The 14,404-nt window shown below is 73.2% G+C and carries 11 protein-coding genes and 1 riboswitch; of the genes, 8 read left to right on the top strand and 3 right to left on the bottom strand.

Annotation, left to right across the window (positions count from 1 at the left end):
- Positions 1-1,081 precede the first annotated feature (1,081 nt).
- The 3 genes from Aau02nite_RS44125 (at position 1,082) to Aau02nite_RS44115 (ending at position 5,398) form a co-directional block, all read left to right on the top strand.
- Positions 1,082-3,514 carry a hypothetical protein gene (locus Aau02nite_RS44125; protein WP_212994674.1) on the top strand — a complete coding sequence of 811 codons (2,433 nt, stop codon included), beginning with the start codon at positions 1,082-1,084 and terminating at the stop codon, positions 3,512-3,514.
- Complete coding sequence (locus tag Aau02nite_RS44120; RefSeq protein ID WP_212994673.1) at positions 3,511-4,428, top strand: hypothetical protein; 918 nt, start codon at positions 3,511-3,513, stop codon at positions 4,426-4,428. The genes Aau02nite_RS44125 and Aau02nite_RS44120 overlap by 4 nt, the downstream gene beginning before the upstream one ends.
- Positions 4,428-4,511, top strand: a riboswitch (ZMP/ZTP riboswitch). It overlaps the preceding gene by 1 nt.
- A gap of 17 nt (positions 4,512-4,528) precedes the next feature.
- A complete protein-coding gene (locus Aau02nite_RS44115; protein WP_212994672.1) occupies positions 4,529-5,398 on the top strand; it encodes a bifunctional 5,10-methylenetetrahydrofolate dehydrogenase/5,10-methenyltetrahydrofolate cyclohydrolase in 870 nt (289 codons plus the stop codon).
- Here the strand turns inward: Aau02nite_RS44115 and Aau02nite_RS44110 are convergent.
- Both Aau02nite_RS44110 and Aau02nite_RS44105 read right to left on the bottom strand, forming a co-directional pair.
- Complete coding sequence (locus tag Aau02nite_RS44110; RefSeq protein ID WP_212994671.1) at positions 5,388-6,437, bottom strand: glycoside hydrolase family 26 protein; 1,050 nt, start codon at positions 6,435-6,437, stop codon at positions 5,388-5,390. The genes Aau02nite_RS44115 and Aau02nite_RS44110 overlap by 11 nt on opposite strands.
- Positions 6,434-7,246, bottom strand: a complete 813-nt coding sequence (locus Aau02nite_RS44105; protein WP_212994670.1) for a polysaccharide deacetylase family protein — start codon at positions 7,244-7,246, stop codon at positions 6,434-6,436. Before Aau02nite_RS44105 ends, Aau02nite_RS44110 begins: the two co-directional genes overlap by 4 nt.
- A 304-nt stretch (positions 7,247-7,550) precedes the next feature.
- Between Aau02nite_RS44105 and Aau02nite_RS44100 the strand changes: the two genes are divergently transcribed.
- The 4 genes from Aau02nite_RS44100 (at position 7,551) to Aau02nite_RS44085 (ending at position 10,413) form a co-directional block, all read left to right on the top strand.
- Complete coding sequence (locus Aau02nite_RS44100; RefSeq protein WP_212994669.1) at positions 7,551-7,793, top strand: hypothetical protein; 243 nt, start codon at positions 7,551-7,553, stop codon at positions 7,791-7,793.
- Between the two features lie 65 nt (positions 7,794-7,858).
- Positions 7,859-8,509 (top strand): hypothetical protein, encoded by a 651-nt coding sequence (locus tag Aau02nite_RS44095; RefSeq protein ID WP_212994668.1) that lies wholly within the window; start codon positions 7,859-7,861, stop codon positions 8,507-8,509.
- A gap of 16 nt (positions 8,510-8,525) precedes the next feature.
- Complete coding sequence (locus tag Aau02nite_RS44090) at positions 8,526-9,197, top strand: nucleoside/nucleotide kinase family protein (RefSeq protein WP_212994667.1); 672 nt, start codon at positions 8,526-8,528, stop codon at positions 9,195-9,197.
- Positions 9,198-9,231: 34 nt separating this feature from the next.
- Entirely contained in the window at positions 9,232-10,413 is a 1,182-nt protein-coding gene (locus Aau02nite_RS44085) for a metallophosphoesterase (RefSeq protein WP_212994666.1), read from the top strand.
- A gap of 8 nt (positions 10,414-10,421) precedes the next feature.
- Here Aau02nite_RS44085 and Aau02nite_RS44080 read toward each other — a convergent pair whose 3' ends face one another.
- Positions 10,422-10,709, bottom strand: coding sequence for a DUF1905 domain-containing protein (locus tag Aau02nite_RS44080; protein WP_212994665.1), 288 nt, complete (start codon positions 10,707-10,709; stop codon positions 10,422-10,424).
- Between the two features lie 189 nt (positions 10,710-10,898).
- Here Aau02nite_RS44080 and Aau02nite_RS44075 point away from each other — a divergent pair, with 189 nt between their 5' ends.
- Positions 10,899-14,360 carry an ATP-binding cassette domain-containing protein gene (locus Aau02nite_RS44075; RefSeq protein WP_212994664.1) on the top strand — a complete coding sequence of 1,154 codons (3,462 nt, stop codon included), beginning with the start codon at positions 10,899-10,901 and terminating at the stop codon, positions 14,358-14,360.
- Positions 14,361-14,404: the final 44 nt, after the last annotated feature.

Below are 14,404 nucleotides of genomic sequence, written 5' to 3'. Positions count from 1 at the left end.
CATGAACGACGCTCCCGGCGCGGCAGGCGTCATGAACGACGCTCTCGACGGAGCGGGCGCTGATGTGACGCTCGCAGCGGAAGCCGCAGCCGGGACTGACTCGTCGGCCACGAGCGTCGTCAGGGCCGCGCCCGCATCCACGGCCGACACTCAACCGGAACCCGCGGCCACGGCTGACGCCGAACCCGAACTCGCGGCAGCGACCGGCGCCGAACCTGAGACCACGGCCGACGCCGAACCCGGGCGCGCTGCCACGACCGACGCCGACCCCCAGCCCTCGGCGACAAGCGACACCGAACCGGAGTCCACTGCCGCAGCCGACACCCGACCCGAGCCCACGGGCAACGCCAACGCCAACGCCGAACGCGAGCACGCAGCTACGAGCGACACCGACCCCGACCCCGACCCCGGACCCGCAGCCGTGGCCGGCGCTGAATCCCCAGCCACGGCCGACGCGGGATCGGAGCGCGCAGCCGCTGCCGAGTCCGGACTCACGGCCGAAGCCGAAGGCGACCCCGCGGCCGCGGCCTTGGCGGAGCCAGTATCGGCGCCCGCCGCCGAACCCGAAGCCGCCGATTCGGCCCGGCTCGAACCGGAACGGGAGCCGGAGCCCGCACCCACGGCAGGTTTGACACCCGACGCCGGATCCGGCCCGGACACCGAGCCGCGCACGGACACCGAGCCGCGCCCGGACACCGAGCCGCGCCCGGACACCGAGCCGCGCCCGGACACCGAGCCGCGCCCGGACACCGAGCCGCGGGCGGAAGTCGAGCCGCGGGCAAAAGCCGGGCCGGACGCCGCCCACGCGGTAGAAGGAGCCGAGGCGCAGCCGAGCCTGGCACAGCAAGCGCAATCGCCGGAAGCTACACCCCCCATTGCGGCCGCCCCGGAAAGCAACGCCACTGCCGCGCCCGAGGCCGCCGGCTCCTCCCCCGAATCGGACATCGAGCAGGTCGCAGGCAGTAAAGGTGAAGGTGAATCTCAAGCTCAGGTTGAGGTTAAGGTTTCGTCCGAGCGCGAACCTGAAGCTGATGTTGAGGTTGAGGCCGCGCCAGATCTGAGCGATCCCGACGCGACCGCGGTGCTGGTCCTGCCGGCCAAGGCCCTAACCGGCGACAGCCCCAAGAAGGCCGACCCGAAGCAGGGCGACCCGGTCCAGGAGGGACCAGACCAGGCCCGGCCGGCCCGGACCCAGCCGGACCGAACCGCGCGAGACCGGGCTCAGCCGGATCAGGCCCAACGGGAAGAAGCCCAGCCGAAGCAAGCTCAGCCAGAGCAAGCCGAGCCGGAACAAGCCGGAACGGAGCAAGCCGGAACGGAGCAAGAGAACCCGGAGCAGAAGCGACCCGACCTCGACGACACGGTCGTCCTGCGCGTCGAGCCGACCGCCCAGGACCGCATTCAACCCACCGACGACACGGTCGTCCTGACGCTGCCGCAACAGGAGGCCGCGAAGAAGACGCCTCCCACGCGGAATCCCGGCGAGGACACCGTCGTCATCCGGACGCGCTCGCACGACGACACCGTCGTCATCCCGGTCGTCACTTCGGGGGCGAGCGTCGCCCCGCCCACCGACGTCGTCACCGCGGTCATCCCGGTGGTGCCCGGCCGGCGGGACGGTCAGCGGACCGACGTCGTCCCGCCGCCGGATCCCGGCCGTAAGCCCAAACCCGCCCGCGCCCGCCGCGAGCCCCTCGACCTCGGCCACGCCCCCGCCGTGCTCACCATCTCCGCCCTGGGTGTGCTCATGGTCGCCCTGGCCTACGCCGGGGGCCGGGTGAGCACCGGCAACGCCCAGTTCGCGTACTGGGTCGGGCAGGTCGTGGTGTTCACTCCCGTCGTCGTGCGGTTGCTCAGCCGCCGGATGGCCGGGGTCGCCGAATCGTTCCTGCTCGTCATGGGCCTGGCCCTGCACCAGTATCTGCTCAAGTGGATGTACAGCCCGGACCAGTTCCGGTTCCCCGACGAGCTGCAGCACTGGCTGGCCACCACGATCATCGTGCAGACCGGGGAGCTGTTCCAGCCCAATCCGGCGCTGCCGCCCGCCGAGCATTTTCCCGGGCTCGCCGAGCTGGGCGCCGCCGTCGCGGAGATGACCGGGCTGCCGGTGACCGCCGCCGGCGTCATTGTCGCCGGGATCGCCCACCTGGTCTTCGTGGGCGTGCTGTTCGCCGTGGTGCTGCGGGCCAGCAACTCCCCCGCGGTCGCCGGCGTCGCCTGTGCCACGTACGCGACCGCCCTGCACTACCTGTTCTTCAACTCGATGTTCCTGTACCAGACCGCCGCCCTGCCGTTCTTCATGCTCGCCGTCTGGGCGGTACGGCGGTGGCGGGTCGAGGGCGGCCGGATGTTCGTGGCACTGGCCGTGACGTCGATGGCGCTGACCACCGTCAGCCACCACGTCACCGCGCTGGCGCTGGTCGCGACGCTGACCTTGCTGGCCGTCGCCGAGCTGGTCGTGGACCAGCCGCGGCGGTGGTCTGCGCTGGCGATGCCGGGGGCAGCCGCTGTCGTGGTGGCCGCCTGGATCCTGTTCGTCGCCACGGATGTCCTCGGTTACCTCGAGGAACCGGTCGACCAGGTCGGGCGTACCGTGTCGCAGCTCCTCTCCGGCGAGAGCGATCCGGCCTCGGCGAGCGCGCCCGTCTCGGTGGGTCAGCTCGTGGTGCAGGGCGCCGGCCTGCTCGGCCTGCTGGTGCTCTATCTCGCCGTCACCCGCGACATGGTGCACCGGCGCGACCGGGACTGGTGGCGGTGGGCCGCGGTCGTCGGCGGGATGGTGTTCTTCGCCGGCAACGGGGTGCGGTTCCTGGGGCAGAACGGTCCGGAGATCGCCGGGCGGCTGTCCACGTTCACCTACATCCCGATCTCCATCCTGGCCGCGATCGGGCTGGTCCGGGGCGTGCAGCTGATCCCGGCCAAGGACGAGTTCGGGCACCGGTGGCGGGCCGCCGCCCCGGCGATCGACGTGGTCATGCCGGGCGGCTGGAACCTGTACAGCCGGGTTGCGGCCGGCTCGGCGATGATCACGCTGCTGATGATCGGGGCCCGGGCCGGTGGGTGGCCGCCGATCGCCTCGATCCTGCCGGGGCCGTACCTGGCCGGCGGGTACGAGCGCTCGGTCGACGCATACGGGCTGGCGTCCGCCGACTGGCAGCGCATCACGCTGGGCCCGGGCAACCGGGTCGGCGGCGACGCCACGTCGGTCTCGCTGGCCTCCACGTACGGGCGCCAGGACCCGGTACGGGAGGTCGGCCCCCTCTACTACGCCGACGTGTGGGGGCTGGAGCAGGACGACCTGGTGCAGCGCGTCCAGGTCCAGTACCTGGTGGTGGACCGCCGGCTGAGCACCCAGTTGCCGGAGAGCGGCGCGTACTTCGAGAGTGATCCCCGCTCCGGGCAGATCACCTCGCCGCTGACCGTCGGGCAGCTCGGCAAGTTCGACACGCTGGCCGCGATGGACCGGCTCTACGACAACGGCACGGTCCGCATCTACCGGACGGGGGTCCAATGAGCGCTCTGCTTTCCCGCGTCGTGGCCGCGCTGGCCGTCGCCGCCGGCGCCGCCGTGCTGTTCGCGCCGCAGGCCCTGGCGATCGCCGGTGGCCTGCTGCTCGGCTTCGTCCTGCCCGGGATGGCGCTGCTGGGGGTGCTGTTCCGCCGCCGGGCGCTGACCGCGGTCGAGCGCACGGTGCTCACCCCCGCGCTGAGCATGGGCGTGCTGATCGTCGCCGGCCTGGCCATCCACGTGCTGGGCCTGCGCATCGACCGGCTCGCCTGGACCGTGGCCACCGTAGGGGTGACGCTGGCCGCGGTGGTGGCCACGCGGCTGCTGCCGCCGCGCCGGGTGCGTGCGACGGAGAGCGCGGAGCCGCAGGTCCGCCCGGTCGGCGAGAAGCTGGTGCGGATCGGCGGCGGCGAGAACACCGTCCGGCTTCCGCTCAACGGCATGGCCGAGGCGAACACCGTGGTGATGTCGATCGTGCCCGCGGTGCTGGAGGAGGACGAGCAGCGCGCCGCCGCCGAGGAGAAGGCCCGGCGCCGGCGGCTGCTGCGCCAGTTCCTGCCGCTGGTGGCGGTCGCGGCCGTGCTGGCCGGGGCGAGCTGGCTGTCGTTCACCACGTCGCGGGCCACCCACGACACCGTCGTGACCGCACTGTCGGCGACGCCGTCGGGCCGGGTCAACGCGGCCGGGAACCGGACGGTGCGGGTGTCGGCGAGCGGGCTGGTCGCCTCGGACGGGCCGTACACGATCAGTGTGACCGGCCCGTCGGGGACCGCGACGCTCAGGCGCACCGTCTCGGTGATCGGGGACGGGACCTGGAGCGATGCGCTGAGCATGCCGGGCGCGCAGCGGATGACCGTGAGCCTCTACCGGTTCGGGGACACCACCGCCTACCGCACCCTCTACATCAGCGCCGTAGACTGACGCGGACACGCGACTGGCGGCATCGAGGATGGGGACCACCATCGGGGAGCTCGCCGTGGGGGCCGTCCGCCTGGGTGCCCACGCCGGAGTGGAAAGCTGTATGTCCGTACCGCATGAAGCAAGGCTGCTGCCCGGCAAGCCGGTGGCCGACGAGGTCCTGGCCGACGTCGCGCAGCGCGTGACGAAGCTGCGCGAGGCCGGTGTCCAGCCGTCGCTGGCGACCGTGCTGGTCGGCGACGACGACGCCAGCGCCGGATACATCCGGATCAAGCAGCGCCAGGCCGCCGAGCTCGGTTTCGTCTCGCCGCACGTGCACCTGGGTGCGGACGCGACGCAGGACGACCTGCTGCGGGCGATCGACGAGCTCAACGCCGACCCGGCCGTGCACGCCCTGCTGATCCAGTACCCGCCGCCCGCGCACATCGACTACGACGCCGCGCTGCTGACCGTCGACCCGGACAAGGACGTCGACGGCATGCACCCGCTCAACCTGGGCCGGCTCTCGGTGGGCCTGCCCGGGCCCCGGCCGTGCACCCCGGCCGGCATCGAGGCGCTGCTGGCGTACCACGACGTGCCGGTGGCCGGCCGTGAGGTGGTCATCCTGGGGCGGGGCGCGACCATCGGCCGCCCGCTGGCCATGATGCTGGCGCAGAAGCGGCCGACCGCGAACGCCGCCGTGACGGTCGTGCACACCGGCGTGCCGGACTGGCAGCGCTACACCCAGCGGGCCGACATCCTCATCGCCGCCGCCGGCGTGCCCGGCATCATCCAGCCCGAGCACGTCAAGCCGGGCGCGACGGTCGTCGGCGCCGGGGTGCGGTACGAGGGCCGGCGGCTGCTGCCCGACGTGGCCGAGGAGGTCGCGCAGGTGGCCGGGGCGATCACCCCGCGGGTCGGCGGCGTGGGCCCGACCACCGTGGCGATGCTGTTCCGCAACGCGATCGAGGCGGCGGAGAAGGCTAGCCGCTGAACCGAGGGCTCGCCGCCATCGCCTTGTACGCCGCCAGCGACTCGGCGTCGGTGTCGATGCGCCACTTCTCCTCGTACCCCGGGTGGGTGTCGGTGTCGAACCAGGTCACCGCGCCCACCCCGGGGTGCGCCTCCACCCAGCGCGCGAAGAGCGTGATCCAGTCCGCCTTGGTCCGGCCGCCCCGGTCGACCGAGCCCACCTCGGTGATCATGATCGGCTTGCGGGCGGAGTAGGCCCGGTAGATCCCGGCGAACAGCTTGTCCGGTGTCTCGCGGTGCAGGTTGTAGCCGGAGACCCCGACCCAGTCGACGTACTCGTCGCCGGGGTAGAGCGCCGCGAAGGTGTTCCACGCCGCGACCGGGTCGGAGTTCCAGTTCGGGCTCCACACCCAGGACACGTTCGTGGCCTTCTCCTCGGCGAAGATGCGGTGCATCCGCTGCCAGGCGGTCACGTACGCCTGACCGTCCTTGCCGTTGCGCGCGGCGCTCCACTTGTACCAGTCGCCGTTCATCTCCCAGCCCCAGCGCAGCAGCACGGGCCGGTCCTGGCGCTTGAGCTGGCGCGCGGCGCGGGCGATGAGCGCGTCGCTCGCCCCCGAGGTGATGTCGGTCAGCGGGCAGCCCCGCCACGACACCATCGGCGTGGCCTTGGCGGGCAGGCCCTCGATCACGTGCGGCAACGTGTCGGTGAAGTCGTAGAAGACGTGCACGATGCGCTCGTCGCGGCCGAGCTGGCTGCGCCGCAACGCCAGGCTCTCGGTCAGCGACTTACCCTCCAGGCCCAGGTAGGCGCCGAGCAGCGCCCGGCCCGGCCGGAACGGCACCGGCCCGCCCCCCTGGGTCACCACGGTCGGGGCGGGGCTCGTGCCGGGCCCGGCCGACGCGGCCCGGCCCGGTGAGCTGGTGGCCTCGGCGGGGGTCTCGTCGCCGCCGATCGCGCGTACGGCCAGGACGGCGGCGGGCACGGCGGCGAGCGCGGCGAGACCTCCGACGACGTGCCGGCGGGTCAGCCCGCGCGAGGCCCGGTGCGCCGGCGTCATGTGAGGTTCCGCCCGGTCGCCCGGGCGACCCGGCGCACGGCCCGCCAGCCGGGCTGGGCCAGCCGCTTGAGCTGCGGGACCAGCGGCGAGCCGCCGCCGGCGACCAGGGCGACGAGGTCGGTGCCGGTCATGGTGGGGGTCGGCTGCAACCGGGGTACGGCGAAGCGCCGCTCCCCCGGCCGGTGCAGCCGCCGGCCGACCTCGGTGGCGTTGTCGTGCCCGGCGGCGAGCACCGCGGCCCGTACTCTGGCGCCGTTGTAGCCGTGCGGGTACGCGAAGCTGCGCACCCGGCGTTGCAGCCGCTGCTCCAGCTCCTCCTTGCTGCGGACGGTCTCCTCCCGCAGCTGGGCGGCGCTCAGCACGTCGAGCGGGTGGTGCAGCAGGCTGTGGTTGCCGATCTCGATGCCGGCGTCGGCCACCTCGGCGAGTTCGTCCCAGGTGAGCAGGCGGCCGAAGTCGGGCGCCCAGCGGCCCAGCCAGCCGGCCGGCGCGCCGAGGTGCCCGACGGAGGCGTACAGGGTGGCGCCGGCGCCGGCCTCGGCCAGCACGGGCACGCCGGCGGTGAGGAAGTCGCGGTAGCCGTCGTCGAAGGTGACCGCGATCAGCTTCTCGGTGCTGCCGCGCTCGAGCTCGTCGAGGGCCTGGGAGAGCCCGACGAGGCGGTATCCGGCGCCGGTGAGCGCGCCGAGCTGCTGGGCGAGGCGGCTGCGGGGCACGGCGAGATCACTCAGCGGGCCGCCGACAGCGGACACGGAGTGATACATCAGCGCCGGCATGGACTCCCATGCCGGCGGCGCCGCAACGGTCACCGCTCGTTCCTCCCACACCTGACGGACATGACCATTATCGGTCGCCATCCCGGCAAGCTTCGGGGTTCGCGCAACTGCCCCCCGGACCCGGTCCGCGGCACGTCGTGGCCGCTCAGGACACGTTACGGCCCAGTTTCCACCGGTGTCCAGCACGGTCGCGGAACTGCCGATCAACGTATCGGTGGCGGTCATTCTCCCGAGCGCCGGGCATCGCCGCCCGCGGTGGCGCCTCTACCGAAAGTCATAGCCGCGATCCGGCTGCGGAGGGAAGCGGAACACCGGTCGTAGTCGCGAGGGTGTGAGCATGAAACCGGACCGTGCGCGCCGACTCGCCGAGGCCACCCTGGAGGCCGGGCTCGTGCTCGGCGTCGCCGCGCTGCCCACCGCCTGGCGGGTGCTCGACGCCCGGCTGGCCCTCGTGCTGGCCGGCATGCTGCTCGCGCTCACCGCCGCGACCTACGCGTTACACGCAGTGACCTTCGACTGCTTCCTGCTGACCGGCCACCGCGCCCGGCGCCAGTTTTCTTATACTCAGCGTAAGGAGTGAACCGCCGGACATCCTGTTGCGTACCCCCGGTTGCACCGTCCTCACGACCCCGGGGAGTGAACAGGATGTTCCGGCTCATCCAACTCCGAGCACAGCACGGCGTACCCCGCATCGGGATCGACCCCGACGGCTACGGCAGCGAGCACGCCGCCCTGGCCCGCTACCGGGAGTCACCGACGGCGTACTTCGGCATCGGCCGCTTCGACGACGCCGGCCGGCTCGCCGAGATCATCATGGACACCGTCTGCAGCCCGGCCGCCGAGTGCCCGCGGCCCGCCTCGGTGGTCCACGCGCAGACATTTCAGCCGCTCTGCGACACCTGCTCGTTCGGTCTGGAGGTGCTGACCGTGCCGGAGCTGGCGCTGCACCTGGGCGTGGTGGTGCGGATGGCGCCGGTGCTGGCCCCTTCCGGTCGCCACGCCGCCCCCGACGACACGTACTCGGCGAGCAACCGGATCGCCCGCGAGTTCGCCACGCACATCGACGACCCGGTGTGGCGCATGGAGCTGTGCGCGGAGCTGGCCCGGACCCCGTCGGCGGTCAACGGGCTGCTGATCGGGGTGGGCGCGCTGAGCCACCGCGACGTGCTGGACCACTATCCGGCGCTGTGCGCGCTCGGCACCCAGCTGCCCGGCGTCATCCACAGCGACCTGGTGCGGGCCATGACCCGGCCGCTGTCCCCGGCCGGCGTCACCGCGTTGCGGCTCGGGCTGTAGCCCGTACCGTACGGACATGACCGTCACGTTCGAAGGGCTCGTCGAGCGGGCCCGGGCGCTGGTCCGCGACGGCCGCCGGGCGATCCTCGGCATCGCCGGCGCGCCCGGTGCCGGCAAGACCACGCTGGCCGAGGAACTGGTCGCGGCACTGGCGAAGTCCGTCGCCCCGGACTGGGTGGCGCACGTACCGATGGACGGCTTCCACCTCGCCGACGTGGAGCTCGAACGGCTGGGCAACCGCGACCGCAAGGGCGCCCCGGACACCTTCGACCCGCTGGGCTACGCCGCCCTGCTGCGCCGGCTGCGCGAGGACACCGACGAGATGATCTACGCGCCGGGCTTCGAACGGATCATCGAGCAGCCGGTCGCCGGGACCATCGGGGTGCCCCGGGCCACCCGGCTGATCGTCTCGGAGGGCAACTACCTGCTGGTCCCCACCGGCGGCTGGGAACGGGTCCGGCCGTTGCTCGACGAGGTCTGGTACGCCGATCTGGACCAGGAGTCGCGGCTGCGCCGGCTGGTCGACCGGCACCGGCGCTTCGGCAAGAACGAACACGACGCGGCGGCGTGGGCGACCGGCTCCGACGAACGCAACGCCACGGTGATCGCGGCCACCCGGGACCGGGCGGATCTGCTGGTCCCGGCCGCACTGATCCGCGGCATCGGCACCCCGCCCCCGCCGCCCTGAGCGTCCGCCGGCCGAGCCGTGGCAGACTTCTGCTGTGTCTGTCGGTGAAACCGTCGAGACCGAGCCGCGTCGCCGGCCCGGCCGCGCCCTGCGATTCGGCCTGATCGTCGCCGCCGTGCTCCTGCTGCTGTTCGGTGTGCCCTGGTGGACCCTGGTCTGGTCCGGCAACCGGTGGCCCGGCGCCGTCTTCGCCGCCGGCACGGTGCTGTTCGCCGCCGCCGTCGTGGCGTTCCCGTTCCTGATGTTCAGCGGGCACGGCCGACACCACCGAGACGGCGCCGCCCGTGCCGCCGACACCATGCTCGGCGTCGTCTGGGTGCTGTTCGTCTGGTCGCTGCTCGGCACCGTGCTGCGGGCGGTGCTCGCCCTGGCCGGCGTCGCCGACCCGGCCCGGTCCCGGATCGTCACGGCGTCGGTCGCGGTGGTCGCGACGGTCCTGCTCCTCTGGGGGTACGCCGAAGCGATGCGCGTCTCCCGGGTCCGCCGCGTCGACGTGCGCATCCCCCGGCTCGGCCAGGGGCTCGACGGCCTGAAGGTCGTGCTGCTCACCGACACCCACTACGGCCCGATCGACCGGGCCCGCTGGTCGCGTGGCGTCGTCGACGTCGTCAACTCGCTGGAGCCCGACGTGGTCGCGCACACCGGCGACATCGCGGACGGTGAGGTGGCCCAGCGCCGCGAGCAGGCGGCCCCGCTCGGCGACGTCCGGGCCCGGCTGGCGCGGGTCTACGTGACCGGCAACCACGAGTACTTCAGCGGGGCCCAGGGCTGGGTCGAGCACATGGCCTCGCTGGGCTGGGAGGCCCTGCACAACCGGCACGTGGTGGTGACCCGCAACGGCGACAGCCTGATCGTGGCCGGGGTCGACGACCGTACCGCCGCGGGCTCGGGCCTGCCCGGCCACCACATGGACCACGAGGCCGCGCTGGCCGGCACCGACGCGGACCTGCCGGTGCTGCTGCTGGCCCACCAGCCGCAGCAGATCACCGGCGCGGTGGCGCACGGCGTCGACCTGCAGCTGTCCGGGCACACCCACGGCGGGCAGATGTGGCCGTTCCACTACCTGGTCCGGCTGGACCAGCCGGTGCTGCAGGGCCTGAGTCGGCACGGCGAGCGCACCCAGCTCTACACCTCGCGCGGCACCGGCTTCTGGGGCCCGCCGTTCCGCATCTTCGCGCCGAGCGAGATCACCCTGCTCACCCTGCGCGCGGGCTGACCCGGCGCTCAGTTCAGCCGCTCCAGCAGGTGCACGGTCACGCCCGCGCCGGCCTCCTTGCCGATCCTGCGGCGCACGGCGGCCTTCACCGGCAGCTTGTGCCGCCCGTCGCCCAGCGCCATGAACGAGCTGACGAACGGCTCACCGTCGACCGTGCCCCGGACCTTGACCAGGCCGCGGGTGCCGAAGAACTCCGCCGAGCCCGGCATGATCACGTACGTCCAGCCGTTGTCGGCGCCGCTCTTGGACAGCACGGCCGTGAACTCGGTGTCGAGCGGTCCGGTGGTCGGTGTCATCGCGTGCTCCCGGGTGCCGGGGCGCCCCGGTCGGGCGCCGTCATCCACTGGTAGAAGCCGCTACCGGTTTTTCGACAGCACCGCCATGGTGACGCACGTGATAATCCGCGACCGCGTAATTGCGTTGAGTCCACCCCTCGCGCACCGCAGGATGGAGCCACCGCCTTCCCCTATCCGTGAGGACTTTCGATGCGCCTGCTCCGTGACTTATGGGCGACTTCGCCCCGGCGCACCGGTTTCGTAGCGGTCCTCATCGTGCTGGGTGCGGCCGGGCAGGCCGGCGCCCTCGGCCTCGCCGGCGCCGTGCTGGTCAACCGGTCCGTGCCGCTGTTCGCGCTGCTCGCCGTGGCCCTGGTGGTGTCCGTGCTCACCGACGTCATCGTCGGGCTCGTCGTCGCCGGGCTGACCGCCGACTGGGCCGCGACGGTGCGCCGCGGCCTGTGCCGGGTCGCCTTCGGCCAGCAGCTGCCGGCCCTGGAGAACACCCCGGTCGGCGAGCTGCTGGACCGCATCGACAGCGACGTCTACCAGGTCGGCTCCGAGCTGCGCGGTAGCGGCGTGCGGCTGGCCCAGTCCCTCGCGGTGGCGGTGCTGTCCATCGTCACCGCGTTCTTCGCCTGGTGGCCGGCCGGCATCGGCATGCTGCTCGTGTCCATCCTGCTGGTGGCGGTGCTGACCAAGCCGGTCCAGCGCATCTCGCCGCTGCGGATCCGCGAGGAGGAGGCCTGGTCCGATCTGGCCGCGGTGATGGAGGAGTCGGTCCACGGCCAGGACGACGTCCGCACCAGCCTGGCGGCCCCGTACGTGCGCCGGCTCTACGCCCAGCGCGCCCGCGAGGTGCTGATCCGCGGCCGCAAGGTATGGACCACGTCGTCGCGGGTGACGCTGAGCGCGGGCGCGATCACCCGGGCGCTGATCGCGGCGTTGGTGATCGTCGGCGCCTGGGCCCTGTCCGCCGGGCACGTCGACGGCGCCCGGCTGACCGCGGTCTGGCTGCTCGCGCTGGGCTTCGGCGGCACCCTGGAACACGTGACCCGGATGGTGCCGGAGCTGCAGAACGCGCTCGGTGCCTGGAGCCGGGTGCAGTCGCTGCGCGCCGTACCGCAGGAGCCGACCGCCGGCCTGCCGCCGGTCGACGGTGATCTGCTCGTGCGGGATCTGACCTTCCGCTACGGCGAGGCCGACTCCGGGCGCCCGCCGGCGCTGCGCGACATCAACCTGTCCTTCGCCCGCGGCCGGTCCTACGCGCTGATCGGGCGCACCGGCTCGGGCAAATCCACGCTGGCCAAGGTGCTGACCCGGGCCGTCGACGTGCCGCGCGGCACGGTGTTCCTCGGCGGCACCGACATCGTCGACCTCGACGTGGAGGGGCTGCGCCGGTGGACGGCGATCGTCCCGCAGCGCACCGAGATCCTGGCCGGCACCCTGGCCGAGAACATCGCCCTGTTCGACCCGGAGCTGCAGCCCCGGGCCGCCGCCGCGCTGGAGGAGCTGGGCCTGACCTCCTGGGCCGACGGCCTGCCCGACGGCATCGACACCCGGCTCGGCGAGGGCGGCTACGTGCTGTCGGCCGGGCAGGAGCAGCTCGTCGCGTTCGCCCGGATCCTGGTCCGCGACCCGCACGTGGTGATCCTCGACGAGGCCACCGCCCGGATGGACCCGGTCACCGAGACCTGGGTGCAGCGCGCCACCGACCGGCTGCTCGAGGGGCGCATCGGCGTCATCGTCGCGCACCGGCTCTCCTCGGTGCACCGCTGCGACGAGGTCGTGGTACTCGCCGACGGCCGGGTGCTGGAGGCCGGGCCGCTGCACGAGTCGCAGCGCTTCGCCGAGTTGCTCGCCAGTTCCAACGTCGCGGCGCCCGCCCGGACCTCCGGCGGCGTCGCCCTGCTGGAACGCGAGCCGGAGGAGCCGCTGCGCACGGAGCTGGGCAACACGCTGCCGCTGGCCGATCCGCCGCCGCTGCCGCCGGCCCCGCCCGCGCGCACCATGCGCGAGATCGCCCGGCTGGCCACCAACGACCCGCGCTACGGCCTCGCCGCGATCTCATTCTTCATCGTCCTGGTGCTGCTCGGCCTGGACGGCGCGATCCTGCCACTGCTGTGGTCGCAGGTCGTCGATGGGATCGGCGATCCGATGTGGCCGGCGGTCGGGATCACCGCCGGCCTGATCGTCGCCATCCCGGCGCTGTACTACACCGGCGCCTGGTTCCCCGAGTGGTGGGTCCGGCAGATGCTGCGGATCAGCATGCGGCTGGTGCACGGCCAGATCGGCCCGCGCCGGGTCAGCAAGTACACCCCGGCCGAGGTCGTGGCCCACGGCGGCGACACCGAACGCGTCGTCATGCTGGCCGACAACCTGATCGACACCTGCGTCAGCCTGGTCATGATCGTGGCCATGACGGCGGCCTCCCGGTCGTTCGTGCCGGCCGCCTTCTTCATCGGCACGATGGTGATCTCCGGCCTGGCCGCGACGCTGTTCGGTCCGCGGCTGGAACGCGCGGCCCGGCACACGGTCGCGGCCCGCGCGGCCTTCGCGACCGCCCTGGTGTCCTCGCTGTCGGCGGCCCGCACGGTGAAGCTGGCCGGCGCCACCAGCTCGGTGCTGGAGCACCTGGCCGGCCTCGACGCGGCCCGCAGCGACCGGCAGCGCCGGGAGATCTCCATCCAGGTGTGGGCCCGGTCCACGCCGTCGGTCGTCAGCGGCCTGCTGCCGATCGCCGCCTGGGCGATGTACCTGGCCGGCAACCTGTCGGCGGCGGCGACGCTGATCGCGGTGGCGACCCTGGGCGCGGCCCGGTGGTTCGCGTGGACCACGGCCTCACTGGTGTCACACTTCCCGTCGGCCCGGGTGTGGACGCGCCGCACGGTGGCGATGGCCGGGGTGACGGAGTATTCGACCTCGGTGCCGGGCGTGGACATCGCGCAGGGCACCGCGGACGCGCCCCCGGTGGCGCCGCGCAACCCGCTGCACACACTGGAGCTCTCCGGCTTCAGCGCGGTGCACGAGAACGGCACGGTCGGCGCCCAGGACATCGACCTGGTCGTCGAGCGCGGCCAGCTGGTGCTGGTCGTCGGCCCGGTCGGCGCGGGCAAGTCGTCGCTGCTGCGGGCGCTGGCCGGGATCGTGCACCACACCGGGTCGCTGACCTGGAACGGCCGGCCGGTCGACGAGCCGGAGGTGTTCCTGCGACCCAACCAGGTCGGCTACGTGGCCCAGCTGCCCCGGGTGCTGTCCGGCACGGTCGCGGACAACATCCAGCTCGGCCACGAGGTGGACGCGGCCGGCGCGGTGAGCACCGCCCAGCTGGAGCACGACCTGGCGGCGGCCGGCGGCGGCCTGCAGCTGCTGATCGGCCACAAGGGCACCCGGCTCTCCGGCGGCCAGCTGCAACGCCTGGCCCTGGCCCGGGCCCTGGCGCCGCGCACGGAGCTGCTGATCGCCGACGACGTGTCGTCCGCCCTGGACGTCACGACGGAGCTGGAGCTGTGGCGGGCGCTGCGCGAGCACGGCGTCACGGTGGTCGGCTCGACGTCCAAACGGGCGGCGCTGTCCCGCGCCGACAAGGTGGTCGTGCTGATCGGCGGCCGCGCGGTGGCGCAGGGCACGTGGCGCGAGCTGGAGGACAGGTACGGCCACCTGGCCGGCTGAGTGATCGCCGGTGGCGGGAGTCCGCCGCCGGCGATCGCGGCCGG

The sequence above is a fragment of the Actinoplanes auranticolor genome (genome assembly GCF_018332655.1).
Taxonomy (GTDB): domain Bacteria; phylum Actinomycetota; class Actinomycetes; order Mycobacteriales; family Micromonosporaceae; genus Actinoplanes; species Actinoplanes auranticolor.
The sequence above is the reverse complement of the archived record's forward strand: the minus strand, read 5'-3'. Positions and strand labels throughout refer to the sequence as shown.

Coding starts and splice junctions, on each gene's coding strand:
- Aau02nite_RS44120 (WP_212994673.1), top strand. CDS start 3,511: ATGAGCGCTCTGCTTTCCCGCGTCGTGGCCGCGCTGGCCGTCGCCGCC.
- Aau02nite_RS44110 (WP_212994671.1), bottom strand. CDS start 6,437: ATGACGCCGGCGCACCGGGCCTCGCGCGGGCTGACCCGCCGGCACGTC.
- Aau02nite_RS44115 (WP_212994672.1), top strand. CDS start 4,529: ATGTCCGTACCGCATGAAGCAAGGCTGCTGCCCGGCAAGCCGGTGGCC.
- Aau02nite_RS44075 (WP_212994664.1), top strand. CDS start 10,899: ATGCGCCTGCTCCGTGACTTATGGGCGACTTCGCCCCGGCGCACCGGT.
- Aau02nite_RS44095 (WP_212994668.1), top strand. CDS start 7,859: ATGTTCCGGCTCATCCAACTCCGAGCACAGCACGGCGTACCCCGCATC.
- Aau02nite_RS44090 (WP_212994667.1), top strand. CDS start 8,526: ATGACCGTCACGTTCGAAGGGCTCGTCGAGCGGGCCCGGGCGCTGGTC.
- Aau02nite_RS44100 (WP_212994669.1), top strand. CDS start 7,551: ATGAAACCGGACCGTGCGCGCCGACTCGCCGAGGCCACCCTGGAGGCC.
- Aau02nite_RS44080 (WP_212994665.1), bottom strand. CDS start 10,709: ATGACACCGACCACCGGACCGCTCGACACCGAGTTCACGGCCGTGCTG.